The 26038-nt window shown below is 64.0% G+C and carries 24 protein-coding genes; 14 read left to right on the forward strand and 10 right to left on the reverse strand.

Translation table 11 applies throughout. From position 1 onward, the window contains the following. Positions 1-7: 7 nt before the first annotated feature. The 7 genes from AC27VQ_RS03125 to ureG are packed head-to-tail and all read left to right on the forward strand — an operon-like array spanning position 8 to position 4700. Positions 8-310, forward strand: coding sequence for an urease subunit gamma (locus tag AC27VQ_RS03125; protein ID WP_488715168.1), 303 nt, complete (start codon positions 8-10; stop codon positions 308-310). A 20-nt stretch (positions 311-330) separates the two neighbouring features. Next, a complete protein-coding gene (locus tag AC27VQ_RS03130) occupies positions 331-909 on the forward strand; it encodes a HupE/UreJ family protein (protein ID WP_488715169.1) in 579 nt (192 codons plus the stop codon). A gap of 2 nt (positions 910-911) precedes the next feature. After that, entirely contained in the window at positions 912-1217 is a 306-nt protein-coding gene (locus AC27VQ_RS03135) for an urease subunit beta (protein WP_488715252.1), read from the forward strand. After that, positions 1217-2929 carry an urease subunit alpha gene (gene ureC, locus AC27VQ_RS03140; RefSeq protein WP_488715170.1) on the forward strand — a complete coding sequence of 571 codons (1713 nt, stop codon included), beginning with the start codon at positions 1217-1219 and terminating at the stop codon, positions 2927-2929. Before AC27VQ_RS03135 ends, ureC begins: the two co-directional genes overlap by 1 nt. A gap of 11 nt (positions 2930-2940) precedes the next feature. Continuing rightward, complete coding sequence (gene ureE / locus AC27VQ_RS03145) at positions 2941-3405, forward strand: urease accessory protein UreE (protein ID WP_488715171.1); 465 nt, start codon at positions 2941-2943, stop codon at positions 3403-3405. Further along, positions 3389-4060: an urease accessory protein UreF gene (locus AC27VQ_RS03150; protein ID WP_488715253.1), complete on the forward strand. Its 672-nt coding sequence runs from the start codon at positions 3389-3391 to the stop codon at positions 4058-4060. The genes ureE and AC27VQ_RS03150 overlap by 17 nt, the downstream gene beginning before the upstream one ends. Before the next feature lie 28 nt (positions 4061-4088). Beyond that, on the forward strand, positions 4089-4700 hold the full coding sequence (gene ureG, locus AC27VQ_RS03155) for an urease accessory protein UreG (protein ID WP_488715172.1): 612 nt from the start codon (positions 4089-4091) through the stop codon (positions 4698-4700). A 101-nt stretch (positions 4701-4801) separates the two neighbouring features. Here the strand turns inward: ureG and AC27VQ_RS03160 are convergent, their stop codons facing one another. Beyond that, a complete protein-coding gene (locus AC27VQ_RS03160) occupies positions 4802-7054 on the reverse strand; it encodes a S8 family serine peptidase (RefSeq protein WP_488715173.1) in 2253 nt (750 codons plus the stop codon). On the opposite strand from AC27VQ_RS03160, the gene AC27VQ_RS03165 reads away from it, so the two are divergent. After that, on the forward strand, positions 7053-7832 hold the full coding sequence (locus AC27VQ_RS03165) for a hypothetical protein (protein WP_488715174.1): 780 nt from the start codon (positions 7053-7055) through the stop codon (positions 7830-7832). The two genes, AC27VQ_RS03160 and AC27VQ_RS03165, sit on opposite strands and share 2 nt — an antisense overlap. A 91-nt stretch (positions 7833-7923) precedes the next feature. Here AC27VQ_RS03165 and AC27VQ_RS03170 read toward each other — a convergent pair whose 3' ends face one another. From AC27VQ_RS03170 to AC27VQ_RS03185, 4 genes are all read right to left on the reverse strand, one after another. Continuing rightward, positions 7924-8412, reverse strand: coding sequence for an aldehyde dehydrogenase family protein (locus tag AC27VQ_RS03170; protein ID WP_488715175.1), 489 nt, complete (start codon positions 8410-8412; stop codon positions 7924-7926). Then, positions 8303-10519: a methyl-accepting chemotaxis protein gene (locus tag AC27VQ_RS03175; protein WP_488715176.1), complete on the reverse strand. Its 2217-nt coding sequence runs from the start codon at positions 10517-10519 to the stop codon at positions 8303-8305. The genes AC27VQ_RS03170 and AC27VQ_RS03175 overlap by 110 nt, the downstream gene beginning before the upstream one ends. 226 nt (positions 10520-10745) lie before the next feature. Then, positions 10746-11306 carry a helix-turn-helix domain-containing protein gene (locus AC27VQ_RS03180; RefSeq protein ID WP_488715177.1) on the reverse strand — a complete coding sequence of 187 codons (561 nt, stop codon included), beginning with the start codon at positions 11304-11306 and terminating at the stop codon, positions 10746-10748. 32 nt (positions 11307-11338) lie between these two features. Continuing rightward, positions 11339-11551, reverse strand: a complete 213-nt coding sequence (locus AC27VQ_RS03185; RefSeq protein ID WP_488715178.1) for a hypothetical protein — start codon at positions 11549-11551, stop codon at positions 11339-11341. Positions 11552-11564: 13 nt separating this feature from the next. Here AC27VQ_RS03185 and AC27VQ_RS03190 point away from each other — a divergent pair, with 13 nt between their 5' ends. From AC27VQ_RS03190 to AC27VQ_RS03215, 6 genes are all read left to right on the forward strand, one after another. Then, positions 11565-13310: an ABC transporter substrate-binding protein gene (locus AC27VQ_RS03190; protein ID WP_488715179.1), complete on the forward strand. Its 1746-nt coding sequence runs from the start codon at positions 11565-11567 to the stop codon at positions 13308-13310. Between the two features lie 75 nt (positions 13311-13385). Continuing rightward, positions 13386-15230 carry a dipeptide ABC transporter ATP-binding protein gene (locus AC27VQ_RS03195; RefSeq protein WP_488715180.1) on the forward strand — a complete coding sequence of 615 codons (1845 nt, stop codon included), beginning with the start codon at positions 13386-13388 and terminating at the stop codon, positions 15228-15230. After that, the gene (locus tag AC27VQ_RS03200) at positions 15227-16195 is read left to right on the forward strand and encodes an ABC transporter permease (protein WP_488715181.1); all 969 of its coding nucleotides are present in this window, start codon (positions 15227-15229) and stop codon (positions 16193-16195) included. Before AC27VQ_RS03195 ends, AC27VQ_RS03200 begins: the two co-directional genes overlap by 4 nt. Continuing rightward, entirely contained in the window at positions 16192-17145 is a 954-nt protein-coding gene (locus AC27VQ_RS03205) for an ABC transporter permease (protein WP_488715182.1), read from the forward strand. Before AC27VQ_RS03200 ends, AC27VQ_RS03205 begins: the two co-directional genes overlap by 4 nt. Before the next feature lie 37 nt (positions 17146-17182). After that, positions 17183-18481: an alpha/beta fold hydrolase gene (locus AC27VQ_RS03210; RefSeq protein WP_488715183.1), complete on the forward strand. Its 1299-nt coding sequence runs from the start codon at positions 17183-17185 to the stop codon at positions 18479-18481. A gap of 15 nt (positions 18482-18496) precedes the next feature. Beyond that, the gene (locus AC27VQ_RS03215; protein ID WP_488715184.1) at positions 18497-20305 is read left to right on the forward strand and encodes an aminopeptidase P family protein; all 1809 of its coding nucleotides are present in this window, start codon (positions 18497-18499) and stop codon (positions 20303-20305) included. A gap of 3 nt (positions 20306-20308) precedes the next feature. Here the strand turns inward: AC27VQ_RS03215 and AC27VQ_RS03220 are convergent, their stop codons facing one another. The 5 genes from AC27VQ_RS03220 to AC27VQ_RS03240 form a co-directional block, all read right to left on the reverse strand. After that, positions 20309-21097: a MurR/RpiR family transcriptional regulator gene (locus tag AC27VQ_RS03220; RefSeq protein ID WP_488715185.1), complete on the reverse strand. Its 789-nt coding sequence runs from the start codon at positions 21095-21097 to the stop codon at positions 20309-20311. Positions 21098-21158: 61 nt separating this feature from the next. Then, entirely contained in the window at positions 21159-22016 is an 858-nt protein-coding gene (locus AC27VQ_RS03225; RefSeq protein ID WP_488715186.1) for an inositol monophosphatase family protein, read from the reverse strand. Then, positions 22013-23110: an ABC transporter ATP-binding protein gene (locus AC27VQ_RS03230; RefSeq protein ID WP_488715187.1), complete on the reverse strand. Its 1098-nt coding sequence runs from the start codon at positions 23108-23110 to the stop codon at positions 22013-22015. The genes AC27VQ_RS03225 and AC27VQ_RS03230 overlap by 4 nt, the downstream gene beginning before the upstream one ends. 5 nt (positions 23111-23115) lie before the next feature. Continuing rightward, the gene (locus AC27VQ_RS03235; RefSeq protein ID WP_488715188.1) at positions 23116-24798 is read right to left on the reverse strand and encodes an ABC transporter permease; all 1683 of its coding nucleotides are present in this window, start codon (positions 24796-24798) and stop codon (positions 23116-23118) included. A 123-nt stretch (positions 24799-24921) separates the two neighbouring features. Next, positions 24922-25941 carry an ABC transporter substrate-binding protein gene (locus tag AC27VQ_RS03240; RefSeq protein WP_488715189.1) on the reverse strand — a complete coding sequence of 340 codons (1020 nt, stop codon included), beginning with the start codon at positions 25939-25941 and terminating at the stop codon, positions 24922-24924. Positions 25942-26038: the final 97 nt, after the last annotated feature.

The following is a 26038-nucleotide window of genomic DNA, read 5'->3' on the forward strand; positions in this document are numbered from 1 at the left end:
CAGGCCCATGAACCTTACCCCCCGCGAAAAGGACAAGCTGCTGATCGCCATGGCCGCCATCGTGGCGCGCAAGCGGCTGGAGCGCGGCGTAAAGCTCAACCATCCCGAGGCCATCGCGCTGATCACCGATTTCGTGGTCGAAGGCGCGCGCGACGGCCGTTCTGTCGCCGACCTCATGGAGGCGGGCGCGCATGTCGTCACCCGGGACCAGGTAATGGAGGGCATCGCCGGGATGATCCACGACGTTCAGGTGGAAGCGACCTTCCCCGACGGCACCAAGCTGGTGACCGTGCACCAGCCGATCCGCTGATTTCCAGAAAGGATACGCGAATGAAAAGACTGTTTCTCGTCACCCTGCTCATGGCCGGTGCAGCCGCAAGCCCAGCCTTCGCTCATCTCGATCCGGCTGCGCATGGCTCGTTCGGTGCCGGTTTTTCCCATCCGCTGACGGGGGCTGATCACCTGCTCGCCATGGTCGCCGTCGGACTCTGGGCTTCGCTGATCGGCGGGCGGGCGCTGTGGGCCGTGCCAGTTGCCTTCGTCGCGGCTATGAGCATCGGCTTCCTGGCTGCTCTCGCCGGATTCGGCCTGCCCTTCGTCGAGCCGGCGATTGCCGCCTCGGTCGTGGTGATCGGGCTTCTGGCGCTGGTCGCGCTTCAGGTCCCGACGGTGGTCGGCATGGCGGTGGTCGGCTTCTTCGCGCTGTTTCATGGATATGCTCACGGCCTCGAACTCGGCGGCGCAAGCGGCCTCACCTTCATGGGCGGCTTCGTCGCGGCGACGGCGTTGCTGCACGGTGCGGGCGTGGCGCTCGGCCTCGGCATCGGCGGCCGTGCCGGCCGGACCATTGCGCGGCTCGCCGGTGGCCTGACGGCGCTCGGCGGCCTCTGGCTGGTCGCGGGGGCATGACCATGATCCCGGGCGAAATCCTCACCGCCGAAGGCGAGATCGTGCTGAATGCCGGTGCCGAAGCGCTGACGCTGACCGTCGCTAATACGGGCGACCGCCCGGTCCAGGTCGGCTCGCACTATCATTTCTTCGAGACCAATCCGGCGCTCGCCTTCGACCGGGCGCTGGCGCGGGGCATGCGGCTGGACATTGCCGCCGGCACCGCCGTCCGCTTCGAACCGGGGCAAGAGCGCCTGGTGCGGCTCGTGCCGATCGGCGGCAAACGCGAAATCTATGGCTTCCGCCAGCAAGTGATGGGGAAACTCTGATGGCAGCTCACCTCTCCCGCGCCGCCTATGCCCAGATGTATGGTCCGACCGTCGGCGACCGCGTGCGCCTTGCCGATACCGAGCTCTTCATCGAGGTCGAGAAGGATTTCACCATCTATGGCGAGGAGGTGAAGTTCGGCGGCGGCAAGGTGATCCGCGACGGCATGGGCCAGAGCCAGGTGACACGCGCCGAGGGGGCGGTCGATACCGTCATCACCAATGCGCTGATCGTCGATCACTGGGGCATCGTCAAAGCCGATATCGGCCTGAAGGGCGGGCTGATCGTCAAAATCGGCAAAGCCGGCAATCCCGATACGCAGCCGGGCGTCGATATCGTCGTCGGTCCCGGCACGGAGGTCATCGCGGGCGAGGGGCGTATCCTGACGGCGGGCGGCGTCGATGCGCATATCCACTTCATCTGCCCGCAGCAGATCGAGGAGGCGCTAATGTCGGGCGTTACCACGATGCTGGGCGGCGGCACGGGACCGGCGCACGGCACGCTCGCCACCACCTGCACGCCGGGGCCTTGGCATCTGGCGCGGATGATCCAGTCCTTCGATGCCTTCCCGATCAATCTCGGCTTGTCCGGCAAGGGCAACGCCTCGAAGCCGGCGGCGCTTATCGAGATGATCGAGGGCGGGGCCTGCGCGCTGAAGCTGCACGAGGACTGGGGCACGACGCCGGCGGCCATCGACAATTGCCTTGCTGTCGCCGACGACTACGACGTGCAGGTGATGATCCACACCGACACGCTGAATGAAAGCGGCTTCGTGGAGGACACCATCGCCGCCTTCAAGGGCCGCACCATCCATGCCTTCCACACGGAGGGGGCGGGTGGCGGCCATGCGCCCGACATCATCCGCGTCTGCGGCCTTTCCAATGTCATCCCGTCCTCGACCAACCCGACGCGGCCCTACACGAAAAACACCATCGCCGAGCATCTCGACATGCTGATGGTCTGCCATCACCTGTCGCCGTCGATCCCCGAGGATATCGCGTTTGCCGAAAGCCGCATCCGCAAGGAGACCATCGCGGCGGAAGACATTCTCCACGATATCGGCGCCTTCTCGATCATCTCCTCCGACAGCCAGGCGATGGGCCGCGTCGGCGAGGTGCTGATCCGCACCTGGCAGACGGCGCACAAGATGAAGGTGCAGCGCGGCCGGCTGCCCGGCGAGACCGGCGACAACGATAACCTGCGCGTGCGCCGCTACATCGCCAAATACACGATCAACCCGGCTATAGCTCAAGGGTTGTCGAAGCATGTCGGGTCCGTCGAGGCCGGCAAGCGCGCCGATCTCGTCCTGTGGAACCCGGCCTTCTTCGGCGTCAAGCCGGATATGGTTCTGGTCGGCGGCACCATTGCCGCAGCCCCCATGGGTGATCCGAACGCCTCCATTCCGACGCCGCAGCCGGTGCATTACCGGCCGATGTTCGGCAGCTATGGGCGCTTGCCGGCGCTTTCCTCCGTCACCTTCGTCAGCAAGGCGGCGATGGATGGCGGGCTGAAGGCGCGGCTCGGCGTGACCAAGGACATGGTGGCGGTCGAGAACACCCGCGGCGGCCTTTCCAAGGCATCGATGGTGCTCAATGATGCAACACCGCATGTCGAGGTCGATCCGGAAACCTATGAAGTGCGCGCCGATGGAGAGCTTTTGACCTGCGAGCCTGCTACCGTGCTGCCCATGGCGCAGCGCTACTTCCTGTTCTGAGAGAGATCGTTTTGCCCTATCGCTCCACCGAAATCCTGCCGCCCGGCGCCGGCGGCGATCGTCTCCCGATCGACGTGGTCGTGTTGACGCACGACCAGCGCCATCTGCGCCGCAAGCTGCTGCACATGCAGCATGACGACGTCGTCATGCTCGACCTGAAGGCGCCGGTTCTGCTCGCCCATGGCGACCTTCTCCTGACGGAAACCGGGGAGACCATCGAGGTGATCGCGGCGGAAGAGTTGCTGTACGAAGTGACGCCGCGGGATCGGTTGCATCTCGTCGAACTCGCCTGGCATCTCGGCAACCGCCATCTGCCGGCGCAGATCGAGGAGGCGCGCATTCTCATCCTGCGCGATCACGTCATTCGCGACATGCTGACAGGGCTCGGCGCTATCGTGCGCGAGATATCCGAACCTTTTCATCCGCTGCGCGGCGCTTATCACGGCCAGGGGCACCATCATCACGGCCATGGCTGAAACAAGAGACCTCATCCGGCTGATGACCTGGCTGTCGCCCGCCTTCCCGATTGGGGCTTTCTCCTATTCCGGTGGTCTGGAGCAGGTCGTGGCGGATGGCGATGTGCGGGATGCCGGCACCTTGCGGGATTGGCTGGGCGATCTCCTCGCACAGGGCAATCTCTGGAATGACGCCGTGCTGTTTGCCGAGGCGCACCGCTCTACCGGTGACGCAGATCGACTGGCGGAGGTTGCGGCGCTGGCGGAGGCCCTGTCGGGCTCGGCAGAGCGGCATCGCGAGACCATGTTGCAGGGTGAGGCCTTCCTTGCAGCGGCGGCAGGCTGGCAGCATGCGCTCCTCGACCATCTTGGTGGCAAGGCGGCTTATCCCGTCGCCGTCGGCGCCGTTGCTGCCGCCCATAACATTGCGGCCGAGGCAGGGCTTGCCGCCTATCTGCATGCGGTCACGTCCAATCTCGTTTCGGTCGCCATCCGCTGCGGCGTCATCGGCCAGAGGCATGGAGTGGCGGTGCTGACGGGGCTGGAGGTGCCGATCGTAACGCTCGCGAAAGCAGCCGCAGGCTCCACGCTCGACGATCTCGGCGCGGCGACCATACGGGCGGAAATAGCGAGCCTGCGGCACGAAACCCTGCCGGTAAGGCTCTTCCGCTCATGAGCGGGCATTCAATTTAATGGAGGTTCCCATGACATCGAAGAACGGCCCCCTGCGCGTCGGCATCGGCGGCCCCGTCGGTTCGGGCAAGACGGCGCTCACCGAAAAGCTCTGCAAGGCGATGCGCGAGCAATATTCCGTCGCCGTCGTGACCAACGACATCTACACCAAGGAGGACGCGGAGGCGCTGATGCGCATGCAGGCGCTGCCGTCGGACCGCATCGTCGGTGTGGAAACCGGCGGCTGCCCGCACACGGCGATCCGCGAGGACGCCTCGATCAACCTCCAGGCCATCGCCGATCTGTCCCGGCGGTTCCCCGATCTCGACGTGGTCTTCATCGAATCGGGCGGCGACAACCTAGCGGCGACCTTCTCGCCCGATCTGGCGGACCTGACGATCTACGTCATCTCCGTCTGCCAGGGCGAAGAAATCCCGCGCAAGGGCGGACCGGGCATAACCCGCTCCGATCTGCTCGTCATCAACAAGAAGGATCTGGCCCCCTATGTCGGCGCCGATCTGGAAGTGATGGAACGGGATGCGACACGCATGCGCGCCGACCGTCCCTTCGTCTTCTCCGACATGAAACGCGGCGACGGCCTGGCGCCGATCGTCGACTTTCTGCGTTTTCACGGCGGTTTGTGAGCCATCGGCGCGCTTGCGCCGACCCGTCTGGCATGTAGATCCCGGCGGCGCGATATCGATGGCGACTGCCTGACGATGGTGCGACGCCGGGTTGAACGGTTTTAGAACTTGAGGCTCAGGTTCGCTGCGATCGTATGGCTGACGGTGTCGCTGTTCACGCTGGCGCGGTAGCTCAGCTTGCCTTCGAGCGCCGAGGCCGAGCGCGCAAACAGCAAATCCGTCTCCAGGGCCACCCGGTTTTTATCTGGATCAATCTTGCTGACGATCGGGGAACCCATGAGCTCGAGGGTGCGCTTGAAGTCACCGAAGCTCCGGCCATAGGCGATGTTCAGGGACGGCGTCACGTCGATGCCGCTCAACACGACAGGTGCCGTGCTTACCTTCATGCCGACCCCGACTTCGCCCGTGGTCGCCGTGGCGCTCGCCGCGTTCAGCACGAGAACGCTGGTCCCGGTTTCATTCACGCCGCCCAGATGCTGGCGCACCATCCGGCTGAAGACATAAGGGGAGAGCTTCAGGTCATCGAACGCAAAATGGCTGCCGATACGCGTGGTCGCCCACAAAGCCCGGTCGCTCTGATCGCCGGCAATGTCGAGGCCCGCGAGGCCGAGGATCGTGTCGTCCATGCCCGGTGCCCGCACGCGGCGCGTCTTGCCGGAGAAGAAGCTGGTGCCGAGTGTGGCATTGGCAAAGAACGTATCGTCGTCGAAGGCGATATAGGGCGCCGCATGGTAAGACGTATCCTCGACGCGATTGCCATTGTCGGCCGTGAATCGGTTCTGGCTGAAGCCGACGGCAGCACCCACCGTCCAGCGGTCGTCGAGCGCATAGTCGATGCCGCCGATCAGGCCACCGGTCGTGTAATCGCCGGAGAGGCCTGCACTTCCGAGTGAGAGCCTTGCCCGGCTGGCAAACGGGGTGAGCCAGAGACCGTAGCCATCCGTCTCGGCTTGCGCCGGATGGCTTTCGATCACGTCGGCAATCCGGTTCACGGTCGTTGCGTGAGACCAGGCCGCCTGCGCATAGATCGCGCCGGCTTCGATTTCATTTGTCGTCACCAGGTTTCCGACATTGAGCAGGCCCCAGCCGTAGATGTCGTCCAGACCGGCGTCGCCGATGTCGGTGGCCGTCTGGAACACCAGTTGGGCGAGCTCCTGCTCGCTGGCATTGGGATAGAGCTGCTTTGCGATGGCAAGCGCACCCGTCACGTGCGGTGCGGCCATGGATGTGCCCTGCTCGCCGAGATATTTTCCGTCAAGCCAGGTCGAGTTGATCAGGCCCTCTTCGCCGTAGAATTCGTCGCCGCCCGGTGCGGAAATGCAGAAATATTTCGACCCGCCGCCGCAGCCCTGCGAATACCAGGCGAGTTCTCCTTCAGGATTGACAGCGGCGACCGTCATCCAACCGCGCTGTAATTCCGGGAAGAACATCGGCAAAGCGCCGGGAACGCTTGGCTCCGCCCAGCCATCATTGCCGGCCGCTACGACCATGACGCCGCCCGCATTGACGACCTCGCGGTAGACATTCAATTCGCGCGCGGCGAAGGACTCGATCATTTCCGGGCTGTAATCGGTGAACGGGCCGGGATAGCCATAGGACGCGTTGAAAATGCGCACACCCTGCTTGAGGGCATAGCGATAGGCGGTTTCCGCGGCGACTTGCTGTTCCTCAAGAGACGCACCATCCAGCAGAACTCTCATGGCGACGATTTCGGCGCTCGATGCAACGCCCATCATGCCCTCGCCATCCCTGTTGCCGGCGATGATGCCTGCCACGTGGGTTCCATGACCATTGTCATCGTCGAGACTGCCGCCGAAGCCATCGATCCCGAGGCCGCGGTAGCGTCCGACCAGCTCAGGATGCAACTTGTCGCCGGTCTGAAGGCCCGTATCGGCCACACCGACCCGAACGCCCTTGCCGTCGAGACCCTTCTTGAGCGCCTTGTCGACGCCGATCATACGAAGGCCCCATTGGCTGTCGAACTCGGCCTGGAAATCCTGCGCGCTGGCGGCAGACGACATGAGCAACGCGATGGCGCAGCACGCCCGCAGATGATAAGAAATTGATTTCATGATCTTTCCCCAGATGTAGGAGCACTCATAGCGAGAGGGGAAAGGCGGGATCAACCGAAGAAGCGGATCATACCCCGGTACACCCAAAATTGAGTCAGCCACGGGGTATCGTGACATGCCGACGTGACGTTGCGCTGGTAGGAAGTTAGAAACGCGTGCCATAAACGGCAACTTTGAAACGCGATCTGCAGATACGAAAAGTGATTTCCGCCCGATGAAATGGAATGGCGATTCGACATTTTTTGCGGTCCTACGCGATGCGGCCGAACAGCTGCTTGCCATGCACGACACCGCACCGCGCGTGGTCCGCTATGTCGCCAGCATGCAGAAATGGCTGATCACGCAGGCAATCGTCGCCCTGCATTTCGAGCGGCAGCACGACGAAACGCGTCCGCCGCTCACCGCCGGATCGCTGATCGATTTTTTCGCGGAACGCCAGCCCTTCAGCAAGAACACGCTTACGGCGCATCTTGCGGAAATGCGCGCCTATGGACTGCTCGTGCCGCTGGACAGCCGGGACAAGCGCGTCAAGCCGCTGCAACTCAGCCCATACGGCGAGGCGCTGGTCGGCCAGTGGCTGGAAAGCCATCTTTCGGCTCTCGACCGGATGGATGGTGGCGATCGCCTCCCGACGCTTGTCGGAAATCCGCAGTTGCTGGCCCACATCCATCCGCTGGCCATTCGCGCTCTGGTCTTCGATCCGGCCTGGGCTGAACCGCCCGCAAGCGTCGATCTGTTCGTCCGCACGGAATCGGGAAGCAATATCCTTCACGAGCTCATCTGCCGCCTGCCCGCCGACATCACGAGCATGGCCGAGCCGATCCGTCTCGGCCCGCTCCACGCAAGCGAAGTCTCGACCCGGCACACCCTGTCCCGCGGTCATGTGCAGAGGGTGTTTTCGCGGGCGCGGGCGGAAGGATTGCTGGTCTGGAGCCTGCCGGGCAACCAGGGCGACCTGTCCGTCTCCGGCAGGCTGCTTCAGGACTATGCCCGCTGGCAGGGCGTTAAATTTGATGCGATTTCCGAAGCTTACAATCAGAGCCAACGAACGTCCGCGTAAGCTCCCCTGCAGAGCCTGCCATCTCTCTTTGGCTTGACCGGCGCCGACAGGCACCGGTCTTTTTCGCGTTCGGCGAGTGCCTCGCTTGAGATCACCCCAGATTGACCCATACGGATTTAGTCTGGGTATATTGAGTGAGGGCTTCCAGGCATTTGTCGCGGCCGTTGCCGGTCTGCGTGTAGCCGCCCCAGATCGAGGTCATGTCGCCGTGGTCGAAGCAATTCACCCAGACGACGCCGGCCTCGATGTCGCGGGCGAAGAGATGGGCCTTCGAGATGTCGCGGGTCCAGATCGAGGCGGCGAGGCCATAGATGCTATCGTTGGCGTCTTCCATGCCGTCAATCGGGATGATGGTTGCGACCGGGCCGAAAATCTCTTCGCGGGCGATCTTCATGGAATTGTTCACGCCGGCGATGCGGACAGGACCTAGCGTCGTGCGGAAATCGATAGCATTGCTATTGGCCGGATTTTCACGCCCATTTCGCCTGGACGGGCGGGCGCCGGTTCTCCGAAGCCGCTGCCGCCTGTTCAAAACGGAAATGTGACAGGAGATCCTTGAGCCGCTGGCTCTCCTGCGCAAGCGCTGCGCCCGCTGAGTTCATCTGTGCGACAATGGCGGCGTTCTGCTGCGTTCCCTGATCCATATGGTTGACGGCGGTATTGACCTCGGACACACCAATGGACTGCTCCTTTGCCGCGGTCGCAATCGCTTCCATATGCGTATTGGCGGCGATGACGAGGTCGGTGATCTCGGAGAGGCAATGTCCCGTGTCGCCCACCAGCTTGACCCCGTCGCCGACCGCAAGGGCCGCGGCGCTGACCAACTGCTGGATTTCGCCCGCCGCCTCGGAGGAGCGTTGCGCCAATGCCCGCACCTCCTGGGCCACGACGGCAAAACCCTTGCCGGCCTCGCCGGCCCGTGCTGCCTCGACGCCGGCATTCAGCGCCAACAGGTTGGTCTGGAAAGCGATTTCCTTGATCACATCGATGATCTGGCCGATCCGTTCGGAAGAATGTTCGATCCGTTCCATGGCCGCGATGGTTTCGTTGACGACCGTGCCGGACTGGTCTGCCTTGCCGCGAGCGTCATGTACCGTCCGGCGCGCGTCGCTGGTTCGATCCGAGGTCGACCGGACATTGGCGGTGATCTCTTCGAGGGCCGCCGCCGTCTGTTCCAGCGAGGCCGCCTGTTGCTCGGTACGAAGCGCGATGTCGTTCGATGCGGCCGAGACATCCTGGGCTCCTGCGTTCACCGTGGAGACCGATCTGGCGACATCAGCGAGCACATCACGCAACTGCCGCACCGATGTGTTGAAATCCTGACGCAGCGCCTCGAATTGCGTTCCAAACGGCGTGTCGATTTCGCAGAACATATCGCCGGACGAAAGGCGGCGGAGACCGTCGGCAAGCGAGGCCGTCGCATGGTTCAAACGCCGCTCGGCCTCGGCTTCGGCCTGGCGCTGCAGCGCGATCCGCTCCTCCTCGGCCCGCTCGCGGCTGGAGACGGCCGCCATTTCCAGGTCATTGTTGCGAATGGCTGCCTGCTGGAACACCTGCACGGAGCGCGCCATGCCGCCGATCTCGTCGCGACGGCCGACAAAGGGAACGGAAATCGAGAAATCGCCGTCGGCGAGCTTGCGCATCATCGCGGTGATCTGTTCCACCGGGCGGACGAAGCCTGTCGCGGCAATGAAGGCGCCGGTCAGAGCGACGAGAAGGATGCCGGCGGAAATCAAAAGCATGCGGTTGCGCGCCGTTATCGCGCCTTCGACCATGGCGTTCTCGGGCGCGGACAGGATGAGCAGCCATTTCTCCGATGCGCCGGGGAAAGCGATGGGAACGGCAGCCTGATAGAGACCGCCATCAAGGACGCGATCGGCAACACCGTCCTGCTTGGCGGCCGAACCGAAGGCGAGGATCGCCTCGTCCGTGACCTTCTTTCCGACAAGAACCTTGTCCGGATTGGCCAGCCACTGGCCGGCGCCGTCGATCAGTGAGACCGTTCCCGTGTTGAACGGCTTCAGTTCCGCAATCATCTTCGAGATGTCGGTGAGCGCGAAATCCACCCCTGTCGTGCCAATAACTTTGCCGTTCGATCTGATAGGCGCGGCGAGTGTGGTGATGAAGGTGGGCTTGCCGTCGATCTGGTCGACATAGGAGGGTGTGATGACCGGATGGCCGGCATCGCGCGGCGCGACATACCAGACGGCGACGGCATCGTCCGTCATGTCGAGCTTCTCGACGGCGACCTGTTTCGCCTCGTTCCGATAGACATAGGTCGCGAAGCGGCCGCCCGTCGCATCCGAAAAGGCATGGCCGACGAAGTCTGCATCGCGGCCATCCAAAGCGTCGGGTTCGAAGACGAGCGTGACGCCGAGAAGGTCCGGATTGTCCTCGACCATGCTCGTGACGATCCGGCCGAGATCGTCGCGGCTCTTGGATTGCGATGCGGCAAGCGCCTGGGCGGTGGTCGCGAGGTTCTGTCCAAGGCCCGCCGCGTGGGTGATGTCGGCGCGAATGGAATTGGCATATTCGCGCAACAGGCCTTTCGCGGCCGTTTCCGCTTCAACGCGACTGGAGGCCGACATCAAGGCCGAACCGGCCAGCGTGACCGATGCGAGGCCGACAATAAAACCGATCGCCGTCAAAGCCAGCAGGCGGCCACGCATCGAATGCAAGCTTATCATTACCCATCCCCCGGCGTGCCAGCCGCCATCTCTCCAGTGAATGCAGTTCTAGATTGAAGATGGGCAATAAAGGTTTAATTTCACTCCCGAAAATTGCCGCTGCTAGAAAAAGCTCTCACAGCAGGATTGCTTGAGGCAGCTGGTGGTGTGGGCGGCCAATCGATCTGCGCCTTGAACCCGGCGAATGGAGCCGGCATTCGGAGCCGTAAACCCCTTCGATCGGATGTCAGGAGAAAAGCGGTTGCGTGCGCACCCACAGTTCCAGCGTCGTTTCGCTACCGAGCGTCGCCGAACGATGTGGGAGATGCGACTGGAAATGCATGGAGTCGCCTTTGTTGAGGATGTGGCGCTCGCCGCCCACTTCCAGCAGCATGCAGCCTTCCAGTACATAGACGAAATCCTCGCCCTCGTTGTGCATGATCTCCGACACATGCCCCGGCCGGCGGCGCACGAGGGTCGGATGCAGTTTGGCGCCGGAAAAGCCGGCGCCAAGCAGCTCATAGGTCCGCCTGACATCGCCAAGACTGAAGGATTCGCGCTCGCCGGGGCGCGACACCGAGCCCGACTGGCGCGGCGCCTTGATGAAGGCATCGATATTCGTGCCGAGCGCTTCGGCGATGTTGCACAGCGAGGCAAGCGACGGCGTCGAGGTGCCGCGCTCGACCTGCGACAGGAAGCCGATGGAAAGCCCGACGCGCTCGGCAACCTGCTGCAACGTCATATCCATCGCACGGCGACGCTTGCGTATCTTCTTGCCGAGAGCCTCTTCCGCAACGCTGTCTGCCACGTCCTTCTTTCTCGCTTTCGCCTCTGGCGACATTACAACACCCGTTTGCGGACCGGTTCGAAATCCGCCGAAATATGAGCCACGCCACCGGCAATGTCGATGCCATCCAGCGAATTCTCGCGCTTGCGGCCGCATCTGTATCCACGGTTTCGTACCCCTATAAAAATTTTACCACAAGCCTTCAATTTCTTTTGCATTGGTTCAATTTTTGAGCAACAACTCTGCGCAGTGAGGATAAAGCTCAAGGGAGGAGCCCCCATGCGGATGCACAAGAACTGGACGATTCTGATGGCGACGGCGGCCGTGATCGGCGCGCTGCAGACTGGCACCGTGCTGGCGCAGGAGGAGCCGCAGACCGGGGGTGTGCTGCGTATTCTGGCGACGGGCGAGCCCGACCATATGGATCCGACGCTTGCCGGCATGGTGACGACGAACAATCTCATGCGCGCGATTTCCCGCCAGCTCGTCAGCTACGAGGCGTCCACCGATCCGGACATTGCGATCAAGCCGGTCGGGGATCTCGCAATCGAGGTTCCGCAGCCGAGCGCCGACGGCCTGACCTACACCTTCACCCTGCGCGACGGCGCGATGTGGAATGCGCCTTCCGGCGCGCGCCAGATCACCTCGGCCGATGTGGAGCGCGGTTTCAAGCGGCTTTGCAATCCGCATATGCAGGCTGCAACACTGACCTATTTTACCGCCTTGATTTCCGGTCTGACGGAATTCTGCGACGGCTTTGCCAAGGTCGAGCCGACACCGGCGGCGATGAAGGTCTATATGGAAGGCAACGACGTCTCGGGCATCGAGACGCCCGACGACAAGACCGTCGTCTTCAAGCTCAAGGAGCGGGCCGGCGATTTTGTCTATATGCTCTCCCTGCCGATGCCCGCGCCAGCGGCCATCGAGACGCTGGACTACCTTCCCGACAGCCCGGAATACCGCGCCAATTTCATCGGCAGCGGCCCTTACACGATTGGCGAATATACGCCCGATACCAGCCTGAAACTGGTGCGCAACCCGGCCTGGAAGGCTGAGAGCGATCCGTTGCGCAAGGCCTATGTCGACGAGATCGACATCACCATGGGCATGCAGGCCGATGCGATCATGCAGCAGCTCCAGTCGGGCGACGGCGATCTCGCCTACGACATCAACGTGCCGACCGCGATCCTCTCGACGCTTGCCGCCACCGGCGACGAGAAGCTGACGGCCATGTCCGCCGGCAATACGAACTTCCTGTTCATCAACACGGTCTCGGACAACAACAAGGGCGCGCTGAAGGACCTGCGCGTGCGCCAGGCGCTGCAATATGCCGTCGACAAGGCTGCTATCGTACAGCAATGGGGTGGCGCGGCGGTGGCAGAGCCCGCCAACGGCATCTTCGGCATCGGCGTGCTCGGTCACCACAAGTTCGACCTCTATCCCTCGACGGACGCCAAGGGTGACCCCGAAAAGGCAAAGGCGCTGCTGAAGGAAGCCGGCTTCCCTGATGGCATCACGCTGAAGATGCCCTATCGCAACAAGGACCTGGAAGTGGCGACCGCCGCGACGATCCAGGCCAGCCTTGCCCGCGCCGGCATCACGCTGGAAATGACGCCGGTCACCGCGGCCGACTACTATTCCAAGTTTATGACGAACCCGGTCAACACCAAGGACGGCACCTGGGACATCGCGCCCGTGGGCTGGACACCGGACTGGGTAGGCGGTGCCGCGCGCTCGGTCTTCCAGCCTCAGTTCACCTTCGACGGCACGCACCAGACCTACAACTACACCGACTACAACAACCCGAAGGCCAACGAGATCGCTGCCAAGGCGATCAATGCCACGACGCCGGAGGAGACGGGCAAGCTCTGGGCCGAGGTCGACGAACTCGTCATGGCCGATGCGCCGGTCGTGCCGCTGATCGCCAACAAAAACCCGCGCTACCGCAGCGAGGCGGTCAGGAACTTCCAGCCCTATGCGCTGGGCGTCGAAGGCGACTGGACCAATCTCTGGCTCGAGCGCTGATCGGCTGAAACCGCAGCAGCCGGCGCGGGGTCGTCGCCGGCACTTCCTTTCCTCTGCAGACGAACGGGTTCTGGCTTGGCTATTCTCGAAGCGAAGGGTCTTACCGTCGATATTCCGACGGAAGACGGCACCGTGCATGCGGTGCGCAATGTCTCCTTCTCCATCAAGCCGGGATCGCTGTTCGGCATTGCCGGCGAGTCAGGCTCGGGCAAAAGCGTGCTCACCCAGGCGGTGATGGGGCTTCTGCCCAATGCCGATATCGGCGGCGAAGTCTGGTTCGAGGGACGCAACCTCATCGGCCTCCCGCAGGAGGAAATGCGGCGCCTGCGCGGCGGGCGCATCGGCATGATCTTCCAGGATCCGCTGTCGAGCCTGCATCCCTTCTACACCATCGGCGCGCAGATCGCCGAGGTGCTGCACGCGCATGAGACGATCAGCCCGGCGGATGCGCGGGCGCGCGTGGTCGACATGCTCGGCAAGGTCGGCATTCCCGCACCGGCCGAACGCTTCGACGACTATCCGCACCAGTTTTCCGGCGGCATGCGGCAGCGCGTGATGATCGCCATGGCGCTGATCCTGAAGCCGGCGCTCGTCATCGCCGACGAGCCGACCACGGCGCTCGACGTCACCGTGCAGGCGCAGATCGTGGCGTTGCTCGACACCATGCGCCGCGATTTCGGCACCACCGTCATCCTCATCACCCACGATCTCGGCCTGCTTTCGAGCGTCGCCGACGATGTGATGGTGATGTATGCCGGGCACCGGTTGGAATACGGCCGGGCGGCGGATGTTTTCCGCGCGCCAGCCCATCCCTATACGGCCGGCCTCCTGCGCTCGACGCCGGCCAGCTACCGGCCCGGCACCGAGCTTGCGCCGATCGGCGGCCGACCGCCGAGCCTGCTCGCCACGCCCGCCGGTTGCGTCTTCGCGCCTCGTTGCACGGAGGCCTTGCCGCACTGTTCCAGCGAGCCGCCGCCGCTGCGCCGCTACAGCGACGGTGTCGAAGCCCTCTGTTGGCTGGAGGAAGGCGCAAGCACCGCTCGGCCGGCCGCCAAGGCCGCGACGACCGTCGAGAAGGTCGGGTCTCCGGAGCCGGTGGCGGAGATCGAGGATGTCTGCCTGACCTATCATGTCGGCAGCTTCTTCGGCCCCAAGCGCGCGCTGGATGTGCTGAAGGGCGTGAACCTCACCGTCGGACGCGGCGAGACCATCGGGCTTGTCGGCGAAAGCGGCTGCGGAAAATCCACGCTGGCGCGGATCGTTGCCGGCCTTGTGCCCGCCACCTCCGGCCGCGTGCGCGTGCTCGGCCGCGACATGGGCACGCTCGACGCCCGGCAATGGCGGGAGATGCGCCGGGAGGTGCAGCTCGTCTTCCAGGATCCCTTCGGCTCGCTCAATCCGCGCCGCCGTGTCGGCGCCATCATCGGCGATCCCTTCCGCCTGCATGGCCTTGCCAAAGGCGAGGAGCGAAAGGAAAAGGTGCGGCATCTGATGGAACGCGTCGGGCTCAACCCCGAGCACTACAATCGCTTCCCGGCCGAATTTTCCGGCGGTCAGCGCCAGCGGATCGGCATCGCCCGGGCGCTGGCGCTCAATCCGGCGCTGATTATCTGTGACGAGCCGGTTTCCGCGCTCGACGTCTCGATCCAAGCGCAGGTGCTCAACCTGCTGCGCGAATTGCAGCGCGATCTCGGCCTGACCTATCTCTTCATTTCCCACGACCTTTCGGTGGTGCGCCATGTCTGCGACCGCATCGCGGTGATGCAGGGCGGACGCATCGTCGAAATGGAGACGGCCGAGCGGCTGTTTGCCGATCCGCAGCACGACTATACGCGGACGCTGCTGTCGGCCTCCAAGACGCTGCCGGCCTTTGCGGAAGCCGACCGCCGATCGCTGGTCGAAACACAGGTGGCATCATGAGCGACGTGACGACGAACGAACCTTCGCCGCAGACCGAAATCGTCCAGCGCGGCTCCTTCGCGCTGACGGTGCGGCGGCTCCGGCGCGACACGGCCAGTATTGTCGCATTGTGCGTGATTTTCGCAATCATCGTGCTCGCCGTCATCGCCCCCTGGGTGGCTGATATCACCGGCCATTCACCCATCGAGCAGTTCCGCGAGACCGGCTTGTCGCCGGCTGGCATTCCGGTCGGGCCCGGCGGCGAATTCTGGTTCGGCACCGACCAGCTCGGCCGCGACGTGCTGGTCCGGCTTGCCTATGGTGCGCGGGTGTCGCTGCTTGTCGGTGTCTTCGCTTCCTTGCTCGCCTCGCTGATCGCCGTCGTCGTCGGCACGACGGCAGGCTATTTCGGCGGCACGGTCGATCTGGTTCTCAGCCGCCTGACCGACCTCGTCATGAGCGTACCCTTCCTGCTCTGCGCGCTGGCGCTGGTCTCGGCCTTCGGGCCGAGCCTGACGCTGTCCGTCGCCGTCATCGTGTTCTTCAGCTGGGCGCCGATGGCGCGTGTCATCCGCGGCCAGGTGATCTCGCTGCGCCGGCAGGACTTCGTGCTGGCCAGCCGCTCGCTCGGTGCCGGACCCCTGTCGATCATGGTGGTCGATATCCTGCCCAATCTCGCCGTGCCGATCATCGTTTACACGACCATGCAGATCCCCAATTCCATCGTCTTCGAGGCGACGCTCTCCTTCCTCGGCATGGGCATTGTGCCGCCGACGCCGAGCTGGGGCGGCATGCTGGCGGATGCGTCCTCCAACTCGCTCTATCTCGTCGCCTGGTGGCTGATCTTCGTGCCCGGCACGGCGCTGCTCATGACGACGCTCGCCTTCAACATTCTCGGCGACGGGTTGCGCGATGCGCTCGACCCGAAAAGCGCCCGCACCCTGCGCCGCCTCAAGCGCCGGCCGAAGGCAGGAGCCAAGCCATGATCCGTTTCCTCACCCATCGCATCGGTTTTGGCGCAGGCGTTCTGCTCGTCCTCTCGGCCTTCGTCTTCTTCCTGTTCTTCGTCGCACCCGGCGATCCCGCCCGCATGATCGCCGGCGACAAGGCGACCGAAAGCCAGCTTGCGCAGATCCGCAAGAATCTCGGCGTCGACCGGCCGATCGTCGTGCAATACGGCGCCTTCATGCAGAAGGCGCTGTCGGGTGATCTCGGCTTCTCCTACCGCAACCAGCAGCCGGTCGCGCCGATCATCCTCCGACGCATTCCCGTGACGCTGTCGCTGGTGCTGGGCGGGGCGGTGCTGTGGCTCTCCATCGGCGTGCCGATCGGCATCATGTCGGCGCGGCATGTCGGCAGCCTGCGCGACCGGCTGGGGCAGGCCTTCATCCTCGTCGGTCTCAGTTTCCCGACCTTCGTGCTCGGCATGATGTCGCTCTACCTGCTCTATTTCTTGCCGAAACAGGCCGGCTTCACGCTGTTCCCGGCCGGCGGCTACAAGGCGCTCGCGTCCAATCCCGCGCTCTGGGCCTGGCATCTCGCCTTGCCTTGGATGACGCTGGCGATGACCATGGCGGCGATCTATGCCCGTCTCACGCGTGGGCAGATGCTCGACGTGATGGGCGAGGACTATATCCGCACCGCCCGCGCCAAGGGCCTGACGGAACGCCGGGTGGTCTGGAAGCATGGCATGCGCGCCGCACTGACGCCGCTCGTCACGCAGCTCGGCGCCGATATCGCCCTTCTTCTGGGCGGTGTCATCGTCATCGAGCAGGTCTATGGCCTGCAAGGCGTCGGCGCGCTTGCGGTACAGGCGGTCGCCAACCAGGACCGGCCGATCATCATCGGCGTCGTGCTGCTCGGCGGCCTGTTCATCGTCATTGCCAATATTGTGGTCGACCTGCTTTACGTGCTGCTCGATCCGCGCGTCCGTTGAATTCGTCGCGCGACAGGCGGCAAGGAAGGAAATTTTCATGATCGTCTCCGAATACACCATCCCCGGCCTGCATGTGCGCGATCATGTCGTGACCGTACCGCTCGACTGGTCGAAGCCCGAGGGCAGGAGCATCGAGTTCTTCGCCCGCGAGGTGGTCGATCCCGCCCGCAAGGACGAGGCGCTGCCGCTTCTCTGCTTTCTGCAGGGCGGGCCGGGCGGCAAATCCCCGCGCCCGACGAAGAGCAGCCCCTCCTGGCTCGCCAAGGCGCTGAAGACGCACCGCATCATCCTGCCCGACCAGCGCGGCACCGGCCGCTCCACACCCGTCGACGCGGCGACCATTGCCGGCTTCGACGGTGAAGCGGGTGCGGATTACCTCGCGTGCTTCCGCGCCGATTCCATCGTCGACGATCTCGAGCACTTCAGAAAGACCACTTTCGGCGGCGAGCGCTGGCAGACTCTGGGTCAGAGCTATGGCGGCTTCCTGACGCTGACCTATCTCAGCCGCGCGCCGGAAGGCCTGTCGGCGTGCTATGTCGCCGGCGGCATCCCGAGCCTCGATCCATCCGCTGACGAGGTCTACCGCCACACCTACCCGCGCGTGCGTGCCAAGAACGAGATCTTCTACAAGCGCTATCCAGACGACAAGGCGTTGGTCGCCCGCATCGCGGATTTCATCGACGCCAATCCCGTCATGCTGCCGGATGGTGACCGCCTTTCGGTTCGTCGCTTTCAGAGCCTTGGCCTCGATTTCGGCATGGGACCGGGCTTCGAGAATATCCACTGGCTGCTCGACGAAGCCTTTGCCGCGCCCGATCGCCTGTCCGACCAGTTCCTTGGTTCGGTCATGCAAGCCACGGCCTATCATGGCAACCCGCTGTTCGCCGTGATCCACGAGGCGATCTACGGGCAGGGCGAGGGAGCGACCGCCTGGTCGGCCGAGCGGCTGCTAGCAGAATTCCCGGAATTCGACGCCAAAGCAAGACCGCTGCTCTTCACCGGCGAGATGATTTACCCGTCGATGTTCGAGGAGGTTGCGCTGCTCAAACCCTTCCGCGCCGCCGCCGAGGTGCTCGCCCGCCGTCCGCACTACAGCCGGCTCTACGACAAGTCGCGCCTCGCCGAGAACACCGTGCCGCTCGCAGCGGTCGTCTATCACGACGACATGTATGTCGATGCCGGAATCTCGCTTCAGACCGCGAGCGCCGTCGGCAATCTGGATGTCTGGATCACCAATGAATTCGAACATGACGGCATCCGCCAGTCCGGCGCCGTCTTCGACCGGCTCGTCGCGATGGTGGCCGAAAAGGGCGGTCCGCTGAAGACCGGCCGCTGAACGAAAGTAAAAGACATGACGATGAATGACCGTGCGCCGGTGCTTGCGGCGCTTCGCGGCTGGCTCGACGCGTCCGGATTGGACGGACTGATCGTGCCGCGCACCGATGCCCACCAGAGCGAGGTGACGGCGCCACACGACGATTGCCTGCGTTATCTCAGCGGTTTTTCCGGTTCGGCCGGACTGGCCCTGGTGTTGAAGGACCGGGCGCTCATCTTCGTCGACGGACGCTATCAGGTGCAGGTGCGCCAGGAGGTCGATCCCTCTCGCTTCGAGGTGCATCACCTGCACGACGATCCGCTCGACCGCTGGCTTGGGCAGCACGCGCAAAGCGGCTGGCGCATCGGCATCGATGCGATGCTGGTGGGCGGGAGCCTTTACGACCGTCTGGTCAAAGGCTGCACTGCCGCCCATGCGGATCTGGTCGCGCTTGAGGCCGATCCCTTCGATGCGGTGTGGCGCGATCGTCCGCCACGTCCGCTGGGCGCGATCAGGGCCATGCCGCCGCAGGTCGCCGGGGAAACCGCATCGGACAAACGAGCGCGGATCGCCGATGGCATTCGGCAGAGCGGGGCGGACCTTCTGGTCGAGACCCTGCCGGACAATATCGCCTGGCTGCTCAATGTGCGGGGCTCGGATGTCCCGATGAATCCGGTGCCGCATTCCTTTCTGCTGCTGGGTGCCGATAACGGCCTCGAATGGTTCGTCGATCGCCGCAAGCTCGGCAACGATCTCGATGCCTACGAACTGGACGGCGTGACCCTGTCGCCGCCGGAGCGTTTTCTCGATCGCCTTGCCGAGGCGACGGCGGAAAGGACCGTGGCGATCGATGCAGATTTCGCACCGCAGGCTGTGCGGGCAGCCGTGCTTGCGGCCGGCGGCCGGATTGCGTCGCAGACCAGCCCGATCACCCTTGCCAAGGCGAGGAAGACACTGGCCGAATTGCAGGGTTTTCGGGATTGCCATCTGGAGGACGGCATCGCGGTCACCGAGTTCCTTGCCTGGCTTGCATCGGAAGTGCCGGCCCGGCTAAAGGAGGCCCGCCCGCTGACCGAACTCGGCGCCGAAGCCCGGCTGCTGGCTTTCCGGAGAGAGCGGCCGGGTTTCCTTGAGTCAAGCTTCCGCACCATCTCCGCCGCCGGCGCCAACGCCGCCATGTGCCACTATGCGGCCAGCGCGGAGACGGATGCGCCCATCGATACGGCCGCCCCCTATCTGGTGGATTCCGGCGGGCAATATCTCAACGGGACCACAGATCTCACGCGCACGGTGATGCTGGGAACGCCGACGCAAGAAATGAAGATAGCCTATACGGCCGTGCTCAAGGGTTTCATTTCCCTGATGTCCGCGCGCTTTCCGGCGGGAACGCAGGGCCACCAGCTGGATGCCTTCGCACGCCGCCCGCTCTGGGATGTGGGCCTCGACTACGACCACGGCACCGGCCACGGCGTTGGTCACAATCTGCTGGTCCATGAATATCCGCATCGCTTCGACCGCAAGCCGAACCTTCATGTCCTGGAGCCCGGCACCATCATGACGGTGGAACCCGGCTACTACAAACAGGGCGCCTTCGGCATGCGCATCGAAAACCAGGTGGAAGTTGTGGCTGATGGTCCGGGCTTCTGCCGCTTCGCCTCGCTGACGCTTGCGCCTGTCGATCTTACGATGGCCGATCTCGATGCGCTCAGCCCCGGCGAAATCGCCTTTCTGGACGACTATCATATCCGCGTCCGGGACGCTCTGCTCGCCCATATAAGCCCGCAGACGCAGGCGTTCCTGCTTGCGCAGACACGGCCGGTTGTCGAGCGGCGCGGGGCCTGTTGACCGCTATGCTGAAGCGCTGTTCTGCCGGCGCGCCAGCAGGGCGAAGAGCACGTCGAGCATCACATACATCGGCGCCCGTCCGGTGGGCACGATGAGGGAATGGCCGGAGGCGCGGTAGGCGTTGAGGTTGATGTTCTCGTCGGCGAGCGAGGCGACGACGGACCCGCCCGGCGAGATGGACAAGATGCGGGCGCCAGCCTTCTTCGCGATTTCCATATTCGAGATAAGGTAGCTCGTGCGGCCGGAGAAGGAGAGCACGAACAGCACGTCCTGAGACGTCAGGTGCGGGGCGGACACCATCTGCAATGTCGGGTCTGCATAGGCCACGCTGGCGATCCCGAGCGAGGCGAGGCGGTGCTGCGCTTCGCTTGCCAGGAACCCGGAGCCGCCATAGCCATAGACATCGATGCGGCGGGCTTTCGCCAGTATATCGACGGCGCGGCGCAGGCCCTCGAGATCGAGATCGTGACGGGCTTCGCGCAGGGATTCGACGGCGCGGTTGAAGACGTCGTCGATGAGGCCGGTGAAAGGGTCGCCGCCGGTTTCTGCCTGGCTTGCCGGCGCCTGGCGCACGGCCAGTTGCTGGGCAAGCTTGAGGCGGAAATCCGGGAAGCCGTCGCAATCGAGCCGCCGGCAGAAGCGGATGATCGAGGGCTCGCTGACCTGGGCGATGCGCGCCGCATCAGTGATTGACCAGGTGATGGCCGTGCTCGGCGTATCGAGGATCGCTTCCGCGATCCTGCGTTCGGCGGGCGTGAACTGGGCAAGCGACTGCCTGATCAGGTCAAGCATGAAAGCCATCGGGGTCCGGCATCGGCGTGGCGCGTATCATGAGCGGCTTTCTGCCCCAGGGCTAGAGAATCCCGTCCTCCATCTGCTTGGACAGGTTGGACGATTGATAGTCAAAACCGGCCTGCGCGACAACGAGCCTTTTTACCGAGCCCAGTGCATCCTCGTTGGGTTCGAGCCGGCTTCCGGCTGCATCCTGCACATAGACCTGTCCGCCCGCTGCCTCGACGAGCTGGATGCCGGCCGCGATGTCCCAGGCGCTGAACTTCGATTCGTAGCAGACAGCGACGCGGCCGACGGCCACATAGGCGAGATGCAGCGCGCAGGAGCCAAGGCGGCGCACGGCGCGGAAGGAGTTGACGAGATCGGCATGAGCTTCCTGTGCCGCGCGGGAGGGCCGTTCGCCCTCGTAAGGCGCGTTGGTCAGCACTTCGACCTCGCGGTCCGTGCGTCCGCGCAGGAACGGTTCGACCTTCTTGCCGTTCAGCGTCAGACGACCCTGGTTTGCCAGGAAAAGTTCCTCGCGCACCGGATCATAGACGACGCCGCAGACGGGTTCGCCCTTGTGGTAAGCGGCAATCGAGACGCAGAAGAAGGGCAGGCCCGAGGCGAAATTGCTGGTGCCGTCGATGGGATCGATGATCCAGGTCGTGTCGCCTTCACCCTGCCAGCCGCCTTCCTCGCCGAGGATGCGGGACGTCGGGATGCGCGACCAGATCGTATCGCAGGCGGCTCGCTCGGCCGCCTTGTCGGAGGCCGTCACGATGTCGAAGAAGCCGGCCTTCTGTTCCGTCGCCAGCGTCTCGGGGCTCGCATTGACGAAGCCCCGGTGCGCCACCATGCCGGCGGCCAGCGCCGCCTCGCAGGCGACGGTCGCGATCATGTCGTGGAGATCATTGCTCATGGGCTTGATGAGGATCATGCGGCTTTTCCCAATGCGGTGGCTTCATTTTCCGGCAGGACCCAGACCGGCCGGCTATCGATTGCGAGTTTGACGGTCTGGCCGACTTCGGCGACGCCGGACTTGTAGTAATCCGTGTCGAGGAAGACACATTCCTGGCCTTCGAGATCGGTGAGATATTCAACATATGCGCCCTGGAAGACGACGCGGCGCACCTTCGCCTCCATCGTGCCTGCGGTATCGACGCGGATATGCTCCGGCCGCACCACGCAGCGCACGTCCTGCCCGACCTTGAAGGCGCGGTCGTTGCGAGCGAGCGTGAAGGCGACCGTCGAGGCGATGCGCACACGTACCATCGTGTCGTCGACCGCCTCGACCTTGCCGACAAGAATGTTCGCCTTGCCCATGAACTCGGCGACGAAGCCGGTGCCGGGGCGCGAATAGACGTTGAGCGGGCTGTCGTCCTGCTCGATCACGCCGTTGCGCATCACGACGACGCGGTCGGAGATCGCCATGGCCTCGCTCTGGTCGTGGGTGACGTAGAGGCTGGTGATGCCGAGGCGCAGCTGGATGGCCCGCAGCTCGTCGCGCATGCGTTCGCGCAGTTGTGCGTCGAGGTTGGAGAGCGGCTCGTCGAACAGCAGCACTTTCGGCTGGGTCACGACGGCGCGGGCGAGCGCCACGCGCTGCTGCTGGCCGCCCGAAAGACGCGACGGCGAGCGATCGGCATATTGGGCGAGCGCCATGGTCTCGAGGATGTTGTTGACGCGGTCCTTCATCTCGGCCTTCGGCAGGTTGAGCAGGCGCACGCCGTATTCGACATTCTCGCGCACCGTCATGTGCGGGAAGAGGGCGTAGCTCTGGAACACCATACCGACATTGCGGGCATTGACCGGAACGTTGGTGACGTCGCGGCCGCCGATAGTGATGGTGCCGTCCGATGGCGTCTCGAAGCCGGCGAGCATGCGCAGCGTCGTCGTCTTGCCGCAGCCGGAGGGGCCGAGCAGGGTGACGAGCGTGCCTTCCTCGATGGTGAGGTTCAGCTTGTCGACGGCGGTGGCGCCGGCAACGCCCGGAAAGCGCTTGGTGATATTGGAGAAGATGACTTTCGACATGGGGATTACCTCTTCGATGTCGAATTGAGAACGAGCTGCATGACCGCCAGGATGGCGAGCACGACGAAGACGAGGATGCTGCAATAGGCCGCCGCGACGCCGAGCTTCAGCGTTTCCACCTGCGAGAGGATGGTGACCGTGATCAGCGTCCAGTTGGCCGAGACCAGGAAGATCACCGCCGAGAGCGTCGTCAGCGAACGCGTGAGCGCATAGGAGAGCGAGGTGAACAGCGCGGGCTTCAGGAGCGGCAGCGTGACCTGGAAGAAGGTCCGTGTGTTCGAGGCTCCGAGGATGGCGGAGGCCTCCTCGATCGACTTGTCGATCTGGCGCAGCTGGTTGGAACCGGCCTCGATCCCGACCTGCAGGTTCTTCACCACCATGGCGGCAACGACGATGAAGGCGGTGCCCGTCAGAAGCAGCGGGGCGGCATTGAACGTGCTGACATAGCCGATACCCAGAATGGTGCCGGGGGCGGCGAAGGACAGCAGCGTCGCCCAGCGCAGCAGGAAGCTGCCCGGAAACGCCTTGCGGATCAGAAGATAGGCGATCAGCATGCCGGCGATTGCCGTGATCGGGGTGGCGATGCCGGCGAGCAGCAACGAGTTGGTGAGCGTCTGGAAGCCTGCCGTGAAGACGGTGGCGTAGTGGTCGAGCGTCAGCGTGTTGTTGACGCCGGGCAGCTTGGTGAAGGAGACGTAGACGACCGTCAGGTAGAACAGCAGGATAGCGAAGACGATCGCGTAGCAGCCGAGCGCCAGCGGCACGACAACCCCGCCGGAAATGCGGATCGTCTGTGCGGACGGCTTGCCGGTGACGGTCACGTAGCTGCGCTTGCTCACCCAGTAGCGGTGGATGAGGAAGGCGGTCATGGACGGCACCAGCATGAGGCTTGCGAGCAGCGCGCCGGCCTGCAGGTTGAAGTAGCCGACCATCTGCGAATAGGCCTCGACGGCGAGCGTGTTGTAGTTGCCGCCGATCAGCATCGGATTGCCGAAGTCCTCCACCGATTTGACGAAGACGAGCAGCGTCGAGGAAAGGATCGCCGGCGTCACCAGCGGCAGCGTCACCCGCGAGAAAGTCGTCCAGCGCGAGGCGCCGAGCGAGGCCGACGCATCTTCCAGCGCCGTGTCGATGGATTGCAGCATGCCGCGGATGTTGAGATAGGCGATGGGCGTGAAGGCGAGCGACTGGATCAACACCAGGCTATGGAAGCCGTAGACATTGGCATTGCGGATACCGAGCAGTTCGCGGGTGATGAGACCCGAGCGGCCGAACAGGATGACCACCGCGAGCGCCATGACGAAGGGCGGCGAGATGATCGGCAAGAGCGCCACGCCATGCACGAAGGTCTTGCCGGGCATGGTGGTGCGGGTTGCGGAAAAGGCGAGCAGGAAGCCGGCGGCGGTGGCGATGATGGCCGAGGTGGCGCCGAGCAGCAGCGTGTTGAAAAGCGAGGTCCAGACGAAGGACTGGGACAGCGTGTCGACGAGCACGCCGAGATCGAAACCGTGATCGGTGACGACCGCCTGCTTCATCACGACGAAGATCGGTAGCGCCGCGAAGATCAGCACGGAGAGCGTGACGACGGCGAAGATGCCGAACAGCCAGGGATCGACGACGATCTTGCGCAGAAAGGCTGGCGACGTCCCGGCCCTTGCGGGTTGGGTCGCTTGCGAGACGAGGGTCATGGAAGGCTCCTTGGGCAATTCCAAGAACGGTTTCCGCTCGGAATCGCATGTGACAATGAGATAGAGCATTCCGCTTCGGAGAAAAGCGGAATGCTCCTGCCTGCTGTGTGGGGCCTGCCGCCGTTACTTGGCGTCGGCCTTATGGCGCACGTCGTTTTCGTAGCGCTCCAGCAGGCGTGCTCGGTTCTCGCCGGCCCAGGTGAAGTTGTAGTCGATCATCTTCACGCTGGAGAGGTCGATCTTGGCTTCAGGGTTCTTGTAGCCCGGCACGATCGGGCCGCGGAAGGTGGCGCCGATGGCGGCCTGGCCCTTTTCGGTCAGGATCCAGTCGAGGAAGGCGCTCGCACCCTTGGCCTGTTCTTCCGGCGCATTGGCGATGGCCGCGGCGGCATTCACCTCGAAGCCGGTGCCTTCTTCCGGGAAGGAGTAACCGACCGGATAACCCTGCGCGAGGGCTGCCTCGATGTCCTGCGTATAGGCCATGGCGAGCGCGATCTCGTTGTTGGCGACCATGCGCGAGGGGGCGACACCCGAACGGGTGTACTGCACCACGTTCTTGTCGACTTCCTTCATCAGCTCGAAGGCGGGTTCTTCACCCAGCAGCTGGACGATCGAGGCGAGCGCCACATAGGCTGTGCCCGAAGACGCCGGATGGGCAAGCGCCACGCCGTCCTTGAAGATCGGATCGGCGAAGGACTTCCAGCTCGTCGGCGGCTTGGCGCCGATCTCGTCGAGCACCTGCTGGCTGTAGGCGAAGACGATCGGCGACAGCGAGATCGGCGTCCAGCGGCCTTCCTTGTCGGTGTAGCGCTGGTCGACCTTGTTGATGCCGACGGTCTCGTGTGCGGCGAGCAGGCCTTCGGATGCAGCCTGGATGAAGTTGTCGGCGGCACCGGCGAGCCACAGGCCGGCCTGCGGGTTGGCCTTTTCGGCGCGGATACGGGCCAGGATTTCGCCTGCACCGATGCGCACGAACTGCGCCTCGATACCGGTATCGTCCTTGAAGGCCTTCAGGACGGCGCCGCAATCGTCTTCCGACATCGGGCAATAAACGGTCATTCCCGCAGCCTCGGCGCCACCGGCCGAAAAGACATGCGAGCACAGGACTGCAAGCGCTGAAGCCAGCGCGAAACGGCGTTTCACTATCGATTTCCTCCAGGTGAACGCCACGGCCCCTGCCAAAGCTTTGTGGGCTTTCAGGTCTCACTCACCGTGCGTGATTGTCGATATAATTAAGAAA

The sequence above is a fragment of the Shinella sp. 20P9.1.1 genome (assembly GCF_057798995.1).

Coding starts and splice junctions, on each gene's coding strand:
- AC27VQ_RS03215 (WP_488715184.1), top strand. CDS start 18,497: ATGACGATGAATGACCGTGCGCCGGTGCTTGCGGCGCTTCGCGGCTGG.
- AC27VQ_RS03205 (WP_488715182.1), top strand. CDS start 16,192: ATGATCCGTTTCCTCACCCATCGCATCGGTTTTGGCGCAGGCGTTCTG.
- AC27VQ_RS03225 (WP_488715186.1), bottom strand. CDS start 22,016: ATGATCCTCATCAAGCCCATGAGCAATGATCTCCACGACATGATCGCG.
- AC27VQ_RS03235 (WP_488715188.1), bottom strand. CDS start 24,798: ATGACCCTCGTCTCGCAAGCGACCCAACCCGCAAGGGCCGGGACGTCG.
- AC27VQ_RS03190 (WP_488715179.1), top strand. CDS start 11,565: ATGCGGATGCACAAGAACTGGACGATTCTGATGGCGACGGCGGCCGTG.
- AC27VQ_RS03125 (WP_488715168.1), top strand. CDS start 8: ATGAACCTTACCCCCCGCGAAAAGGACAAGCTGCTGATCGCCATGGCC.
- ureC (WP_488715170.1), top strand. CDS start 1,217: ATGGCAGCTCACCTCTCCCGCGCCGCCTATGCCCAGATGTATGGTCCG.
- AC27VQ_RS03230 (WP_488715187.1), bottom strand. CDS start 23,110: ATGTCGAAAGTCATCTTCTCCAATATCACCAAGCGCTTTCCGGGCGTT.
- ureG (WP_488715172.1), top strand. CDS start 4,089: ATGACATCGAAGAACGGCCCCCTGCGCGTCGGCATCGGCGGCCCCGTC.
- AC27VQ_RS03160 (WP_488715173.1), bottom strand. CDS start 7,054: ATGGCAAGCAGCTGTTCGGCCGCATCGCGTAGGACCGCAAAAAATGTC.
- AC27VQ_RS03135 (WP_488715252.1), top strand. CDS start 912: ATGATCCCGGGCGAAATCCTCACCGCCGAAGGCGAGATCGTGCTGAAT.
- AC27VQ_RS03220 (WP_488715185.1), bottom strand. CDS start 21,097: ATGCTTGACCTGATCAGGCAGTCGCTTGCCCAGTTCACGCCCGCCGAA.
- AC27VQ_RS03200 (WP_488715181.1), top strand. CDS start 15,227: ATGAGCGACGTGACGACGAACGAACCTTCGCCGCAGACCGAAATCGTC.
- AC27VQ_RS03165 (WP_488715174.1), top strand. CDS start 7,053: ATGCACGACACCGCACCGCGCGTGGTCCGCTATGTCGCCAGCATGCAG.
- AC27VQ_RS03175 (WP_488715176.1), bottom strand. CDS start 10,519: ATGATAAGCTTGCATTCGATGCGTGGCCGCCTGCTGGCTTTGACGGCG.
- AC27VQ_RS03210 (WP_488715183.1), top strand. CDS start 17,183: ATGATCGTCTCCGAATACACCATCCCCGGCCTGCATGTGCGCGATCAT.
- AC27VQ_RS03130 (WP_488715169.1), top strand. CDS start 331: ATGAAAAGACTGTTTCTCGTCACCCTGCTCATGGCCGGTGCAGCCGCA.